This is a genomic window from Streptomyces hundungensis (assembly GCF_003627815.1).
GTDB lineage: Bacteria > Actinomycetota > Actinomycetes > Streptomycetales > Streptomycetaceae > Streptomyces > Streptomyces hundungensis_A.
The window spans coordinates 6,326,346-6,341,832 of sequence record NZ_CP032698.1; the positions used below are offsets into that span (position 1 = coordinate 6,326,346).

A 15,487-nucleotide genomic window follows, 5' to 3' on the forward strand; every position below is an offset into this window, starting at 1 on the left:
TTCGTGGACCAGCTCGCCCTGCTGCTCGTGCTCCTGCTCGGAGCGGTGGTGACGGTCCCGCTGGGGGAGCGGCTCAAGCTGCCCGCGCCGGTGCTGATGACGATCGGCGGGATCGTCATGGCGCTGCTGCCGTTCGTGCCCAATGTCTCCATCGAGCCGGAACTCATCCTTCCGCTGGTGCTTCCGCCGCTGCTCTACGCCTCCGTACAGCGCACCTCCTGGCGGCAGTTCACGGCCAATGTGCGGCCGATCTTCCTGCTCGCCGTGGCGCTCGTCTTCGTCACCACCGCCGCCGTCGCGGCCGTCGCCAACTCCATCGTGCCCGGCCTGCCGCTCGGCGCCGCCGTCGCGCTCGGCGCCCTCGTCGCGCCGCCCGACCCGGTCGCCGCGACCGCGGTGGCGGGCTCGCTCGGGCTGCCGCGCCGGCTGGTGTCGATCCTGGAGGGCGAGGGCCTGTTCAACGACGTCACCGCGATCGTGCTCTACCACGTGGCGATCGCGGCCGTCGTGAGCGGCAGCTTCTCGTGGGCGTCGGCCGCCGGTGAACTCGTGCTCTCCGCCGTGGTCGCCGTCGCCGTGGGCCTCGCGCTCGGCTGGGCCGCCAACAAGCTGATGAGCCTGCTCGGCGACCCTACCCTCCAGATCGGCCTCACCCTCCTGGTCCCCTTCGTCGGCTACGTACTGGCCGAGGAGTTCGGCGGCTCCGGGGTGCTCGCCGTGCTGACCGTGGCGCTGTTCCTCGCCGAGCACACGATGGACGCCGACGACGTGCAGGGCCGGCTCGCCGGGGCGACGTTCTGGGAGATCGTCGACACCCTGGTCACCGGGGTGGCGTTCGGCCTGATCGGGCTCGAACTCCACCATGTGTTCGGCACCGCGACCGGCCACGAGACGCACATGTTCGGCTGGGCCGCGGTCGTGGTCGGCGTCGTCGTGGGCGTACGGCTGCTGTGGCTGCTCCCGGCCACCTGGCTCGCCAAGCGGCTGCACCACAAGCGCGACTACGACGAGGACATCCCCACGTCCTGGCGCGAGACGATCATCATGTGGTGGGCCGGGATGCGGGGCGTGGCCTCGGTGGCGCTCGCGCTCGCCATCCCGCTGAAGACGGACGACGGCTCGCCCTTCCCCGACCGCGACGAGATCGTCTTCATCGCCTTCGCCGTGATCATGACCACCCTGGTCTTCCAGGGGCTCACCCTGCCCTGGCTGGTCAGGAAGTTGGGCGTACGGGCTGACACGGACGTCGAGCGGGTGCTGGCGCGGGACCTGGCGATCCGGGCCGCCAAGGCCGCGAAGCGGCGTCTGAAGGAGATCCAGGACGTCGAGGAGCTGCCCGAGGAGGTCATGGAGCAGCTCCACCGGCGCGCCTTCGACGTGGGCGCGAAGATCAGCCCCGACATGGTCGACGAGGAGCGGCGCGAGGCGTACGCGAAGCGGGTCGAGCGGATCCGGGCCGTGCAGCGCATCCAGCGCGAGATGATGTCCGCCGCCCGCCACGAGGTGCTGTCCGCGCGCAGCGAGCCGGGGGCGGATCCGGAGGTCGTGGACCGGGTGCTGCGGCAGTTGGACGTCCGCAGCCTGCGGTGAACCTTCCGGCGCCCACCGGAGCCTGAAGCTCAGGTGACCTTCCGGCGCCCACCGGAGCCTGAAGCTCAGGTGACCTTCCGGCGCCACCGGGCCCTGAAGCGACCTCCCGGCGCCCGGCCGGCCTCAGGGCCGCTCGCGCCCGTCCTCGATCGCCGGACGGAACGGGGGACGCTCGTCTCCGAACCCGTCGCGGTCCTCGGTCCGGGGCGGCCGCGAGGACGTCGTGATCCTCGGCAGTGCGTACGGGTGCTCGGCGCACAGCCACGCCACCATCTGCTCGCGGACGGTGACGCGCACCGTCCAGATGTCGTCCGCGTCCTTGGCGGTCACCACGGCCCGCACCTCGATCGTGGACGGGGTGGTGTCGGTGACGGTGAGCGAGAAGTCCCGGCCGTCCCACGCCGGGCACTCCTTGAGGATCAGGGTGAGCCGTTCACGCATCAGGGGCAGCGGCGCCGAGTGGTCCAGGTGGAAGAAGACCGTGCCGGTCATCTGGACACCGCCGCGCGACCAGTTCTGGAACGGCTTGCTGGTGAAGTACGACACCGGCATGGTCAGCCGGCGCTCGTCCCAGGTGCGGACGGCGAGATAGGTGAGCGTGATCTCCTCGACCACGCCCCACTCCCCGTCGACCACCACGGTGTCGCCTATCCGCACCATGTCGCCGAAGGCGATCTGGAGCCCGGCGAAGAGGTTGCCGAGGGTGGACTGGGCGGCCACACCGGCGACGATGCCGACGATGCCCGCCGAGGCCAGCAGGGACGCGCCCGCCGCCCGCATCGCGGGGAAGGTGAGCAGCATCGCCGCGACCGCCACCACGATGACGATCGCGCTGACCACCCGCTGGATGAGCGTGACCTGGGTGCGGACCCGGCGCACCCGGGCGGGATCGCGCGTCGAGCTCGCGTAGCGGGTGTACGAGGACTCCACGACGGCCGTGGCGATCCGCACCACCAGCCAGGAACTCGCGCCGATCAGGACCAGCGTCAGACACTGCCCGAGGCCCGCTCTGTGCTCCTGCACCGGATGCCACTTGATCTCGTCGTAGGAGCCCCGCAGGATCGCGGTGAGCAGGACGAGGTTCAGCGGTATCCGGCAACGCCGCAGCAGACCCCACAGCGGGGTGTCCCGGTGACGGGTGTCGGTTCGGCGCAACAGTCGGTCGGCGAGCCACCCTACGGCTAGCGTGAGCACGACCGAGCCGCCGATGACGATCAACGGACGCAGTACGTTCTCCATGCCCCGACCGTAACGCGCCGCCGGCGACCACCGGACACGGCACCCTGACCGTCCACTCCGCCCCGGCTGGCACGATGGCCTCATGAACATCATGCTTTTCCACTCCGTCCACGGCATGCGCCCCGCCGTGCGGGAGGCGGCCGAGCGGCTGCGGGCCGCCGGTCACGAGGTGCACGTCCCCGACCTGTACGAGGGCCGCACCGCGGAGACCGCCGAGGAGGGAGCCCGGCTCAAGGACGAGATCGGCAAGGAGGAGCTCCTGAAGCGGGCCGTTCTCGCCGCCGCCCCCTACTCGGAGCGCGGGCTCGTCTACGCGGGCTTCTCGCTCGGCGGATCCATCGCGCAGACCCTGGCGCTCGGCGACGAGAAGGCCCGCGGGCTGCTGCTCTTCCACGGCACCTCGGACATGGCGGAGAACACGGCCGTGGACGAGCTGCCGGTCCAGCTGCACGTCGCCGACCCGGACCCGTTCGAGTCGGCGGACTGGCTCAACTCCTGGTACCTCCAGATGCGGCGGGCCGGCGCGGACGTGGAGATCTACCGCTACCCGGGCGCCGGCCACCTCTACACCGACCCCGGGCTGCCGGACTACGACGAGGCGTCCGCCGAGCTGACCTGGCGCACCGCGCTCGGCTTCCTCGACAGTCTCGCGCCCCAGGCGTAGGAACGCCGAACGGGCCGTCCGGAAGCGGGAGTTCGGACGGCCCGCTCGGCGGGTGGCTCGGGGCGGGTCAGCCCTTGAGCGCCTTGTCGATCGCGGCCGTGAAGGAGGCCGGGTCGGACGGCGCGTTGTCCGAGCCCTCCGCGGTGACCTTCTTGCCGTCCATCTTCAGGGTGGGCGTGCCCTGGACACCGCTGTCGTTGAACTTGTCCGACATGACGAGCGCCCACTTGTCGTAGGTGCCGTCCTTCACCGCCTTGGCGAAGGCCGCGTTGCCCTTGAGCGCCGGAACGGTGTCGGCGATCTCGAGAAGGTAGTCGCGGCTCTTGAACTTGTCCTGGGTCTCCTCGGGGTGGAACTTCGCCGAGAAGAGCGCCGACTTGTACTCGAGGAACGCCTCGGGGCTGACGTTGAGGGCCGCGCCCAGCGCGCTCAGCGCGGTCTTGGAGCCGGTCCCCGGGCTGCCGTTGTCGATGAACGTGGCGCCGATGAACTGGATCTTGTACTTGCCCGCGTCGATGTCCTTCTTGACGGTCGGGCCGACGGCCTGCTCGAACTGCGAGCAGATCGGGCAGCGCGGGTCCTCGTACATTTCGAGGGTCTTCTTCGCCTCGGGCTTGCCGATGACGACGGTCGTGCCGTCGCTGCCCGAGTTGGCGGGCTTCACCAGCGCCTTGTCCTTGGCGGCCTCCCACGCGCTGGGCTTCATGGCCTGCATGATCGCGTAGCCGGCGCCGCCCGCGACGGCGAGGACACCGACGACGGACACGGCCACGATGACCTGGCGACGGGTCTTGGCCCTCTTCGCCTCGCGCTCGCGCTCCGCTCGCAGCCGCTCGCGGGCGGCGGCCTTGTTGGCGTGGCTGTTGCGGGAACTCATGATCTTCTTCTCCGGATGGCAGAGGGGAAACGGGGGACTGCGGTGCTCGGGGCTCAGACGGTGCCGAGCGCCCTGCGGGGCGGTCCCCTTCGTGCCACGGAGTGCACCAGGAGGCGGGTGGGCGAGGGGCCGGGCCCGCGGTGGGCCGGGCGCGCGAGCGGGCCCGAACGGTCGGCGGCGGCCCGCACCACGGCGACGGCCACCAGGAGCGGCCGGAAGGCGAACGCGCCGACCACGCGCAGCAGCCGGGCCAGCGCCGCCTCACCGCGGCGCAGCCACACCGCGGCGAGCAGGCCGAGCGTCAGATGGGCGGCGAGCAGCAGCCAGGGCACGGCGGGCCCCGGGTGGGTCAGCATCGTCGCCGCGTCGGCCGGGGCGGACATCGCGCCCAGGGTGCCGCCGCCGCACAGCACGTCGAAGCCGACCGCGCGCAAGGCGCCCGCGACGGGCCCGCCCGCCGGGCCGTAACAGACGTGCTGGCCGGTGGTGAACAGCGTGTCGACGGCCAGTTCCAGCGGGACGAGGGCGCCCGCGATCGCCCAGAAGCCGCGCTCGCGGCCGGCCAGCGCGTACGCGAGGACGAAGACCGCGCCGGCCGCCGCCGACACCAGCGAGAGCGGCAGCGGGACCCGCGAGAGCAGCACGTGGGACGCGGCGGAGAGCGTCACGACGAGCGCCGTGAAAAGCGCCGCGCGTGCCGCCCTGAGCTGCGTCCCGGATATGTCCATCGCGGGTGAGTGTGCCATGTCCGGCCGTATGCCGTGCCTAAGAGTTCGGTGAGACTACAGACCCGGGATCCGACCGTTACGGAACAGGTCGACGAAGATCTGGTGATCCGCCCTGGCCCGCGCCCCGTAGGAGTGCGCGAAGTCCACGAGCAGGTCGCCGAAGCCCTCCTCGTCGGCGGCGATCGCCGCGTCGATGGCGCGCTCGGTGGAGAAGGGCACGAGCTCGGAGTGGCCGCTCTCGTCGTCCGCCGCCGCGTGCATCGTGGCGGTGGCCCGGCCGAGGTCGGCGACGACCGCCGCGATCTCGTCGGGGTCGTCGATGTCCGACCAGTCCAGGTCCACCGCGTACGGCGAGACCTCGGCGACCAGCTGGCCCGCGCCGTCCAGCTCGGTCCAGCCGAGCCACGGGTCGGCGGCGGCCTGGAGCGCGCGCTGGGAGATCACCGTGCGGTGCCCCTCGTGCTCGAAGTAGCCGCGCACCGCCGGGTCCGTGATGTGCCGGGACACCGCCGGGGTCTGCGCCTGCTTGATGTAGATCACCACATCGTTCTCCAGGGCGTCGCTGTGCCCTTCGAGCAGGATGTTGTACGAGGGCAGCCCGGCCGAGCCGATGCCGATGCCGCGCCGCCCCACGACGTCCTTGACGCGGTAGGAGTCCGGGCGCACCAGGCTCTCCTCGGGCAGCGTCTCCAGATAGCCGTCGAAGGCCGCGAGGACCTTGTAGCGGGTCGCCGCGTCCAGCTCGATCGAGCCGTCGCCCTCGGTGAACCGGCGCTCGTAGTCGCGGATCTCGGTCATCGAGTCGAGCAGCGCGAACCGGGTCCGGGCGCGGGCGTCGCGCAGCGCGCCGAGCAGCGGGCCCTCCGCCGTGTCCAGGGTGAAGGGCGGCACCTCGTCGTCCTTGGCGCCGGACGCCAGCGCGTGGATGCGCTCGCGGTAGGCGGCGGCGAAGGTGCGCACCAGGGAGGTGATCTGCTCGTCGCCGAGCGCCTTGGTGTAGCCGATCAGCGCCAGCGAGGCGGCGAGCCGCTTCAGGTCCCAGGTGAAGGGGCCCACGTACGCCTCGTCGAAGTCGTTGACGTTGAAGATCAGCCGCCCGTTGGCGTCCATGTAGGTGCCGAAGTTCTCGGCGTGCAGATCGCCGTGGATCCAGACCCGGCCGGTGCGCTCGTCCAGGTAGGGACCGCCGTGCCGCTCCTTCTCCAGGTCGGCGTAGAACAGGCAGGCCGTGCCCCGGTAGAAGGCGAACGCGGAGGCCGCCATCTTGCGGAACTTGACCCGGAACGCGGCCGGGTCGGCGGCCAGGAGCTCGCCGAACGCGGTCTCGAAAACGGCGAGTATCTCTTCGCCGCGCCTCTCAGCGCTGAGCTGCGGGACCGACATCGCTGGGTGCCTCCTGGTGCGTACTGCCTGCGTCACGTGCGGGACGGGGTGTGCCCCTTCCAACGCGCGACCGTACCCCGAAAGTGCCCGTTCGCCGCCCCGGCGCCGTCTGCCGTCGAGGTGCCGCGCGCCGTGGTTCCCCCCTCGACTGTCAGCGGGGCGACGTAGACTCCGAGGCTGTCCCCCCGCTCCGCGAGACCCCCCCCTTTGCCGTTGGAGGCCCCAACCGTGACTGGCACGTCCAAGACACCGTTCACGCACCTTCACGTCCACACCCAGTACTCGCTGCTGGACGGTGCCGCGCGGCTCAAGGACATGTTCGAGGCCTGCAACGAGATGGGCATGACGCACATCGCGATGTCCGACCACGGCAACCTGCACGGGGCCTACGACTTCTTCCATTCGGCGAAGAAGGCGGGCGTCACGCCGATCATCGGCATCGAGGCGTACGTGGCCCCCGAGTCGCGGCGCAACAAGCGCAAGATCCAGTGGGGACAGCCGCACCAGAAGCGCGACGACGTGTCCGGTTCGGGTGGTTATACGCACAAGACCATCTGGGCGCACAACAAGACGGGCCTGCACAACCTGTTCCGGCTCTCCTCCGACGCGTACGCCGAGGGCTGGCTCCAGAAGTGGCCCCGGATGGACAAGGAGACGATCTCGCAGTGGTCGGAGGGGCTCATCGCCTCCACCGGCTGCCCCTCGGGCGAGGTCCAGACGCGGCTCAGACTCGGCCAGTTCGACGAGGCGCTGAAGGCGGCCTCCGACTACAAGGACATCTTCGGCGAGGGCAAGTACTTCCTGGAGCTGATGGACCACGGCATCGAGATCGAACGCCGGGTCCGCGACGGCCTGTTGGAGATCGGCAGGAAGCTCGGCATCCCGCCGCTGGTCACCAACGACTCGCACTACACCTACGCCCACGAGGCGACCGCGCACGACGCGCTGCTGTGCATCCAGACCGGCAAGAACCTCTCGGACCCGGACCGCTTCCGCTTCGACGGCACCGGCTACTACCTCAAGTCCACCGACGAGATGTACGCCATCGACTCCTCGGACGCCTGGCAGGAGGGGTGCCGCAACACCCTCCTGGTGGCCGAACAGATCGACACGACCGGCATGTTCGAGGCCAAGAACCTCATGCCGAAGTTCGACATCCCCGAGGGGTACACCGAGGTCACCTGGTTCCAGGAGGAAGTCCGGGCCGGCATGGAGCGCCGCTACCCGGGTGGTGTCCCCGAGGACCGCCAGAAGCAGGCGGAGTACGAGATGGACATCATCATCCAGATGGGGTTCCCCGGATACTTCCTGGTGGTCGCCGACTTCATCATGTGGGCCAAGAACAACGGCATCGCGGTCGGCCCCGGCCGAGGCTCCGCGGCCGGCTCGATCGTCGCGTACGCGATGGGCATCACCGACCTCGACCCGATCACCCACGGCCTGATCTTCGAGCGGTTCCTCAACCCCGAGCGCGTCTCCATGCCCGATGTCGACATCGACTTCGACGAGCGCAGGCGCGTCGAGGTGATCCGGTACGTGACGGAGAAGTACGGCTCCGACAAGGTCGCCATGATCGGCACCTACGGAAAGATCAAGGCGAAGAACGCCATCAAGGACTCCGCGCGCGTCCTGGGCTACCCGTACGCGATGGGCGACCGCCTCACCAAGGCGATGCCCGCCGACGTCCTCGGCAAGGGCATCGACCTCTCCGGCATCACCGACCCCAAGCACCCGCGCTACAGCGAGGCGGGCGAGATCCGGGGGATGTACGAGAACGAGCCGGACGTGAAGAAGGTCATCGACACCGCCAAGGGCGTCGAGGGCCTGGTCCGGCAGATGGGCGTCCACGCGGCCGGCGTCATCATGTCCAGCGAGCCGATCGTGGACCACGCCCCGATCTGGGTGCGGCACACCGATGGCGTGACCATCACCCAGTGGGACTACCCGCAGTGCGAGTCGCTCGGCCTGCTGAAGATGGACTTCCTGGGCCTGCGGAACCTGACCATCATGGACGACGCCGTCAAGATGGTGAAGGCCAACAAGGGCATCGAGCTGGAGATGCTCTCGCTCCCGCTGGACGACCCGAAGACCTTCGAACTGCTCTGCCGAGGCGACACCCTCGGCGTCTTCCAGTTCGACGGCGGCCCCATGCGTTCGCTGCTTCGCCAGATGCAGCCCGACAACTTCGAGGACATTTCCGCCGTCTCGGCCCTGTACCGGCCGGGCCCGATGGGCATGAACTCGCACACGAACTACGCCGAGCGCAAGAACGGCCGCCAGGAGATCACTCCGATCCACCCGGAGCTGGAGGAGCCGCTCAAGGAGACCCTGGGCCTCACCTACGGCCTCATCGTCTACCAGGAGCAGGTCCAGAAGGCCGCCCAGATCGTCGCCGGGTACTCGCTGGGCGAGGCCGACATCCTGCGCCGCGTGATGGGCAAGAAGAAGCCCGAGGAGCTGGCGAAGAACTTCGTCCTCTTCCAGGCGGGCGCCAAGGAGAAGGGCTATTCGGACGCCGCGATCCAGGCGCTGTGGGACGTGCTGGTCCCGTTCGCCGGATACGCCTTCAACAAGGCGCACTCCTCCGCGTACGGCCTGGTCACCTACTGGACCGCGTATCTGAAGGCGAACTACCCGGCCGAGTACATGGCGGCGCTGCTCACCTCGGTGAAGGACGACAAGGACAAGTCGGCCGTCTACCTCAACGAGTGCCGGCGCATGGGGATCAAGGTGCTGCCGCCCAACGTCAACGAGTCGGTGCACAACTTCGCCGCCCAGGGCGACGACGTGATCCTGTTCGGCCTGGAGGCCGTGCGCAACGTCGGCACCAACGTGGTGGATTCGATCATCCGCTCCCGCAAGGCGAAGGGGAAGTTCGCCTCCTTCCCCGACTACCTGGACAAGGTCGAGGCGGCCGCCTGCAACAAGCGCACCACGGAGTCCCTCATCAAGGCGGGCGCCTTCGACACGATGGGCCACACCCGCAAGGGCCTGACCGCCCAGTTCGAGCCCATGATCGACAACGTGGTCCAGGTCAAGCGCAAGGAGGCCGAGGGCCAGTTCGACCTCTTCGGCGGGATGGACGAGGACAGCAGCGAGCCGGGCTTCGGCCTCGACGTCGAGTTCGGCGACGTGGAGTGGGAGAAGTCCTATCTGCTCGCCCAGGAACGCGAGATGCTCGGCCTGTACGTCTCCGACCACCCGCTCTTCGGTCTTGAGCACGTCCTGTCCGACAAGGCGGACGCGGGCATCGGCCAGCTCACCGGCGGGGACTACTCGGACGGCTCGATCGTCACCATCGGCGGCATCATCTCGGGCCTCCAGCGCAAGATGACCAAGCAGGGCAACGCCTGGGCGATCGCCACGGTCGAGGACCTGGCGGGCTCGATCGAGTGCATGTTCTTCCCGGCCACCTACCAGCTGGTCTCGACACAGCTCGTCGAGGACGCCGTGGTGTTCGTCAAGGGCCGGCTCGACAAGCGCGAGGACATCCCGCGCCTGGTCGCGATGGAGCTGATGGTCCCCGACCTCTCCTCGGCGGGCACCAACGCCCCGGTCGTCCTGACCATCCCGACCGTCAAGGTCACCCCGCCGATGGTCAGCAGGCTCGGCGAGATCCTGGGCCACCACCGGGGCAACACCGAGGTGCGGATCAAGCTCCAGGGGCCGCGCTCGACCACCGTGCTGCGGCTCGACCGCCACCGGGTCCAGCCGGACCCGGCCCTCTTCGGCGACCTGAAGGTGCTGCTCGGCCCGTCCTGCCTGGCCGGCTGAGCCACGGCACACCCCGCGCGGGGGAAGACGTACGAGAAAGGGGCGCACCCCATCGGGTGCGCCCCTTCTTTCGCTCGCAATGACGGCTAGTTATGACCGAAGCGACGCTGGTGCTTACGCGCAACATCCGCCGGGCTGCCCTGGGCCTGTGCCTGGGGCATGGCCTGGGCCTCCATCGCGGAGGACTTCGCCTGCTGCTCGCCGCGCTCTGCGGCGCTGGAGCGGTCCTGCTGACTGTCCGACTTGCGGTTCTTGTTCTTGGCCATGGTGCTGCCTCCTGTGGGGGAACTCGGGGCCAGGGCCGCTGTCAGACTCACACACGCGGACAAAGAACGCATTTCGGATCATTACCGTGCGTGAGCGGGGTGTGACGCCCCAATCCGCCACGCCGATGATCGAGTTCCGGTGCTCAACCCCCGCACGGTCGGGCAGACTCGAAGGAAACCCGAATCTCGTTCGGTGATCTCCCGATTTTCCGCTCCTGATTTCTTATGTCTTCGGCTTTTCCGTTCCCGAAAGAGGGTGGAACGCATGGACCGCTGCGTCGTCCTGGTGGACGCCGGCTACCTGCTCGGTGCCGCCGCGAGTCTGCTCGCCGGAGAACCGGCCCGTTCCCGCATCACCGTCGACCACGCCGCCCTGATTCAGGGGCTCCGCGAGCGCGCCGAGGCCGACACCCAGCAACCGCTGCTGCGCATCTACTGGTTCGACGGCGCGCCCGACCGGGTGCCCCAGCCCGAACACCGCCGGCTGCGCGTGATGCCCAGGGTGACGGTCCGCCTGGGCGCTTTGACCCGCAGCGACGGCCGCTGGGCACAGAAGGGCGTGGACGCGGCGATGCACGCCGAGCTGACCGAACTCGCCCGCAACCGGGCCTGTTCGGACGTGGTCCTGGTGACCGGCGACGGCGATCTGCTGCCGGGCCTGATGTCCGCCAAGGAACACGGCGTCGCCGTCCACCTCTGGGCCGTCCAGGCCGCCGACGGCGACTACAACCAGTCCGAGGACCTCGTCGCCGAGGCCGACGAACGCCGAGTGCTCGACCGGGCCTGGATCACCCAGGCGGTCCGCGCCCGCGACCTCACCGGCATCTGCGCCCCCGCACCCGCGCCCCGCCCCGAGATCGCCGCGATCCTCTCCGCGCCGCTGCCCGAATCGGCGCTGGCCGCCTCCGCCGAGCGGGCCGCCGAGGCCCAGGCCGCCGCCGCCCGCAACGGCACCGCGCCCCCCGAGGACCCCGCCAAGAACGGCGCCCCCGTGCCCGCCCCCAGCGGCGTCAAGGGCGTGCCGACCCCGAAGGACCTCGCCTCCCTGCGCGGCCCCGGCAGCACCCCGGCCGCGGCCCCCGTGCCCGCGGCCACCCTGCGCTGGTCCTCCGACAAGGGGTGGGTGGAGCGGCCCGGCTCCGCGCTCGGGGAGTCGCCCGAGACCGCCTCGCTGCCCACCCTGGCCCAGCTCACCAGCGCCGAGCAGCGCTGGGCGGACCGCGAGGAGGACATCACCACGGTCGGCGGCGACCCCTACGAGGTGGGCCAGGTCTTCGCGCGGCGCTGGATGGAACGCCTCCCCGAGCCCTCGCACGTACAGAAGCTGTCCACGATGTACCCCCGCATCCCGCACCGCATCGACGGTGAACTCCTGCGCTACGCCGCCCGGTTCGGCCTCCTGGCGCACAAGGACGACCAGATCGACGAGCACGACCGGTATGCGATCCGGGCCGGCTTCTGGCGCGAGATCGACGTACGGGCCGCCGCCGAGCGCCAGCCCGCCGGCGAGTAGCACGGCGCTCGGGGGGGTGCCTCTATGTCCTTCGTCAAGCCTGAGCTGGTCATGCGACGGCTGCTTCAGGGACGCGTGGTTCGTAGAAGGTGCCGTCGCGGAGCATGGCGAACAGGACGCTGATGCGGTGGCGGGCGAGGCGGAGCAGGGCCTGGGTGTGGGTCTTTCCCCGGGCCCGGCATTTGTCGTAGTAGGTGCGGGAGGCGGGATCGTGCAGGGCTGCGAACGCGGACAGGAACATTGCGCGTTTGAGCTGCCGGTTTCCGCCTCGTGGTGCGTGTTCGCCGTGGATCGAGGTCCCCGAGGACTTCGTTGTCGGGGCGAGGCCGGCGTAGGAGGCCAGGTGGGCGGCGGTGGGGAAGCTGGTGCCGTCGCCGACGGTGACCAGCAGAACTGCGGCGGTCCTGACCGCGACCCCTGGCATCGAGGTCAGGACCTTGGAAAGAGGGTGGTCCTCCAGCAGGGCTTTGATCTGGGCTTCCAGGGCCCGGCGTTGTTCGTGGACCGCCGCGAGCGATCGGGCCAGGGAGGGCACGACCGTGTCGAGGGTGCCGGTGCCGGGAACGACCACGGTCTGTTCGTCCAGGGCGTCGAAGACGTCGTCGACCAGCCGGGTAGCCATGCGCGGGGCCTTGGGCCGGATGAGTTCGACGAGTCTGCGGCGGCCGGCTTTCCGCAGGGCGGCCGGGGAGCCGTAGCGTTCCAGCAGCCAGGTGACGGCGGGGTGGTCCAGGCGGGGGCCGAGGACGCGTTCCAGCGAGGGGTGGAACTGGGTGAGCAGGCCGCGTATCCGGTTGGAGGTGCGGGTTGCCTCGGCGGCGAGGTCCTGGTCGAAGCCGGTCAGGACGGTGAGTTCGGCGGTGATCTCGTCGGTCAGCTCCAGAGAGCGCAGCGTGTGCGGCATGGTGCGGGCGGCGTCCGCGATCACCGCGGCGTCCTTCGCGTCGGTCTTGGCCTCGCCCGGGTAGAGGTCGGCGATGCGGCGCATCGCGAGTCCGGGCAGGTAGGCGACCTTGCAGCCCGCGTCCCGGGCCACGGTCAGCGGGAGGGCTCCGATGGAGGCGGGCTGGTCCACGATCACCAGGACGGTGCCGAACTTCGCGGTCAGCTTGTCGAAGACGGCCCGCAGTTTCGGCTCGCTGTTGGGCATCGGCTTGTCGAAGACCTTCTTCCCGGCCGGGGTGAGCCCATGGCCGTGATGAGCGGTCTTGCCGACGTCCAGGCCGAGGAACACGCCTACGTCTTCGGTGTCGAACATCGTGCCCTTCCAGCAGAGTTGAACGTGCCGGCCTTGGCAGTGGTGTCGTACGCGCGCATCCACGTTATGCAGACCTGCCGCCCGCGAGCTGTCCGGCATTGCGCCGGACCGGGTGGTGGCCGGACCTCTCATCAGCGTCTCCGACGGCACCTCCCGGGCCCGGTGACACCACCCCCCAGGTCATCCGTTCGACAGGGGGCAACAGTCATGCCGGGCCCGGAGGCCAGCGGCCCTCTTGCAGGACCGCGAAGAAGATAACGGGGCGGCTCGGGCAGCGCGCAAAGCCGCCCCCGGGACCGGACCGGTCCTTCGACCCCTTAGGCTCGTTCCCCGTGAGTACCGGCACAGCAGCGGCCCGGGCCGACACCGTTTGCGCGGTGCGGGGCCTGGTCAAGACGTACCCCGCGACCAGGGGCCGACGAGGTGCGCCCGGTACGCCCGAGGTCCGCGCCACCGACGGGATCAGCCTGGAGGTGGGGCGCGGCGAGATCTTCGGTCTGCTCGGGCCCAACGGCGCCGGCAAGTCCACCCTCGTACGCCAGCTCACCGGGCTCATGCGGCCCGACGCCGGCTCCGTCGAGGTGCTGGGACACGATCTGGTGCGCCACCCCGAACGCGCCGCCCGCCTCATCGCCCACCTCGGCCAGGAGTCCACCGCGCTCGACGAGCTCACCGTCGCGCTGGCCGCCGAGACCACCGGCCGGCTGCGCGGCCTCACCCTGCGCGAGGCCCGCGCCGAACGCGACGCCGTGCTGGCCGAACTCGGTCTTGACGACCTCGCCGGACGGCCGCTCAAGAAGCTCTCGGGCGGCCAGCGCCGACTGGCCTGTCTGGCCGCCGCGCTGGTCGGCGAGCGGCCCGTGCTCGTCCTGGACGAACCCACCACCGGCATGGACCCGGTCGCCCGGCGCGCCGTGTGGGCGGCCGTCGACCGACGCCGGGCCGAACGCGGCGCGACCGTACTGCTCGTCACCCACAACGTCATCGAGGCCGAGACCGTCCTCGACCGGGTCGCCGTGATCGAGCGCGGCCGGGTCATCGCCTGCGACACCCCCGCCGGGCTCAAGGCGCGGGTCGCCGACGAGGTGCGGGTCGAGCTGGTGTGGCGCGACCGCGCCCCCGTCGAGGTCCCCGAGGTCGCGGCGCTGCGCGCGGCGGCCCAGGAGTCGGGGCGGCGCTGGACGCTGCGGCTCAGCCCGGAGCGGGCCAGGGCCGCCGTCGCCACCGTCACCGGGGGCCCCGCCTTCGCCGCCCTCGACGACTTCACCCTGGCCACGCCGAGCCTGGAAGACGTCTACCTCGCCCTCGGCGGCCGCACGGAAGGGCTTGTGAAGGCATGAGCGCCATTCCCGTGGAGAGCGGGGTCGCGGCCGACCCGGCCCCGGCCCGCGGTGCCGCCCAGCACCCCGACGTCTCCCTCGCCGCACCCCTGGCCCCCCGCGCCCGGCTGCTGCCCGCGCTCGCCGCCGTCTACCGCGCCCAGCTCTCGCGGGCCCGGGTCGCCCGGATCCCGCTGCTCTTCGTCGCGACGTTCCAGTCCGTCGGCATCATGATCCTCATGCGGGGGGTGGTCGACGGCGGGAGCGAGGCCCGTGCGGTGGTCGCCGGGTCGAGCGTGCTCGTCGTCGCCTTCGTCGCGCTCAACCTGCTCGCCCAGTACTTCGGTCAGCTACGGGCCGGCGGCGGCCTCGACCACTACGCGACGCTGCCGGTGCCGGCGGCGTCGGTCGTACTCGGCACGGCCGCCGCGTACGCCTCCTTCACCGTGCCGGGCACCGCCGTCACGGCCGTCTTCGGCTGCCTCCTCTTCGGGCTTCCGATGGGGCACCTGTGGGTCCTGGCCGCGGTGATCCCGCTCGCCGGGGCCGCGCTGTCCGGCCTCGGCGCGGCCCTCGGGCTGCTCGCGCCGCGTCAGGAACTCGCCACCCTCTTCGGCCAGTTGGGGATGTCGGCGGCGCTGCTGCTCGGGGTGCTGCCGGCCGGCCGGCTGCCCGGACCCATCGCCTACGCCCGTGATCTGCTGCCCTCCACCTATGGCGTGGAGGCCCTCGCGCGGAGCTTCGACACCCACCCCGACTGGGCCCTGGTCGGCCTCGACCTCGGGGTCTGCGCGGCCGTCGGCGTCGTCTCGCTGGCCGTCGCGGCGTGGGCCTACCGCCGGGCGGCGGTCCGGTGAGGCAGCCCGAAGTCACGCC

12 protein-coding genes are annotated in these 15,487 nt (G+C 70.7%); 6 read left to right on the forward strand and 6 right to left on the reverse strand.

Annotated elements, in window-relative coordinates; genetic code table 11:
* Positions 1-3 precede the first annotated feature (3 nt).
* Positions 4-1,590, forward strand: a complete 1,587-nt coding sequence (locus tag DWB77_RS28035) for a Na+/H+ antiporter (RefSeq protein WP_120724257.1) — start codon at positions 4-6, stop codon at positions 1,588-1,590.
* Positions 1,591-1,713: 123 nt separating this feature from the next.
* Here the strand turns inward: DWB77_RS28035 and DWB77_RS28040 are convergent, their stop codons facing one another.
* Positions 1,714-2,829 (reverse strand): mechanosensitive ion channel family protein, encoded by a 1,116-nt coding sequence (locus DWB77_RS28040; protein WP_120724259.1) that lies wholly within the window; start codon positions 2,827-2,829, stop codon positions 1,714-1,716.
* An 82-nt stretch (positions 2,830-2,911) separates the two neighbouring features.
* Here DWB77_RS28040 and DWB77_RS28045 point away from each other — a divergent pair, with 82 nt between their 5' ends.
* Positions 2,912-3,493, forward strand: coding sequence for a dienelactone hydrolase family protein (locus tag DWB77_RS28045; protein WP_120724261.1), 582 nt, complete (start codon positions 2,912-2,914; stop codon positions 3,491-3,493).
* 67 nt (positions 3,494-3,560) lie between these two features.
* Here DWB77_RS28045 and DWB77_RS28050 read toward each other — a convergent pair whose 3' ends face one another.
* From DWB77_RS28050 to DWB77_RS28060, 3 genes are read right to left on the reverse strand one after another with little or no spacing between them, the layout of a single operon-like run.
* Positions 3,561-4,370 carry a thioredoxin domain-containing protein gene (locus tag DWB77_RS28050; RefSeq protein ID WP_120724263.1) on the reverse strand — a complete coding sequence of 270 codons (810 nt, stop codon included), beginning with the start codon at positions 4,368-4,370 and terminating at the stop codon, positions 3,561-3,563.
* Between the two features lie 53 nt (positions 4,371-4,423).
* Positions 4,424-5,098 (reverse strand): hypothetical protein, encoded by a 675-nt coding sequence (locus DWB77_RS28055; protein ID WP_120724264.1) that lies wholly within the window; start codon positions 5,096-5,098, stop codon positions 4,424-4,426.
* Between the two features lie 54 nt (positions 5,099-5,152).
* Positions 5,153-6,481, reverse strand: coding sequence for a DUF2252 domain-containing protein (locus DWB77_RS28060; protein ID WP_120724266.1), 1,329 nt, complete (start codon positions 6,479-6,481; stop codon positions 5,153-5,155).
* 228 nt (positions 6,482-6,709) lie between these two features.
* Here DWB77_RS28060 and dnaE point away from each other — a divergent pair, with 228 nt between their 5' ends.
* Positions 6,710-10,255, forward strand: a complete 3,546-nt coding sequence (gene dnaE / locus DWB77_RS28065) for a DNA polymerase III subunit alpha (RefSeq protein ID WP_174248636.1) — start codon at positions 6,710-6,712, stop codon at positions 10,253-10,255.
* Between the two features lie 86 nt (positions 10,256-10,341).
* Here dnaE and DWB77_RS28070 read toward each other — a convergent pair whose 3' ends face one another.
* Positions 10,342-10,521 carry a hypothetical protein gene (locus tag DWB77_RS28070; RefSeq protein WP_120724270.1) on the reverse strand — a complete coding sequence of 60 codons (180 nt, stop codon included), beginning with the start codon at positions 10,519-10,521 and terminating at the stop codon, positions 10,342-10,344.
* Between the two features lie 265 nt (positions 10,522-10,786).
* On the opposite strand from DWB77_RS28070, the gene DWB77_RS28075 reads away from it, so the two are divergent.
* Positions 10,787-12,034 carry an NYN domain-containing protein gene (locus DWB77_RS28075; RefSeq protein ID WP_120724272.1) on the forward strand — a complete coding sequence of 416 codons (1,248 nt, stop codon included), beginning with the start codon at positions 10,787-10,789 and terminating at the stop codon, positions 12,032-12,034.
* A gap of 49 nt (positions 12,035-12,083) precedes the next feature.
* Here DWB77_RS28075 and DWB77_RS28080 read toward each other — a convergent pair whose 3' ends face one another.
* Positions 12,084-13,292, reverse strand: coding sequence for an IS110 family transposase (locus DWB77_RS28080; RefSeq protein WP_120720370.1), 1,209 nt, complete (start codon positions 13,290-13,292; stop codon positions 12,084-12,086).
* A gap of 332 nt (positions 13,293-13,624) precedes the next feature.
* On the opposite strand from DWB77_RS28080, the gene DWB77_RS28085 reads away from it, so the two are divergent.
* Positions 13,625-14,632: an ABC transporter ATP-binding protein gene (locus tag DWB77_RS28085; protein WP_120724274.1), complete on the forward strand. Its 1,008-nt coding sequence runs from the start codon at positions 13,625-13,627 to the stop codon at positions 14,630-14,632.
* The gene (locus DWB77_RS28090; protein WP_120724276.1) at positions 14,629-15,468 is read left to right on the forward strand and encodes an ABC transporter permease; all 840 of its coding nucleotides are present in this window, start codon (positions 14,629-14,631) and stop codon (positions 15,466-15,468) included. The genes DWB77_RS28085 and DWB77_RS28090 overlap by 4 nt, the downstream gene beginning before the upstream one ends.
* Positions 15,469-15,487: the final 19 nt, after the last annotated feature.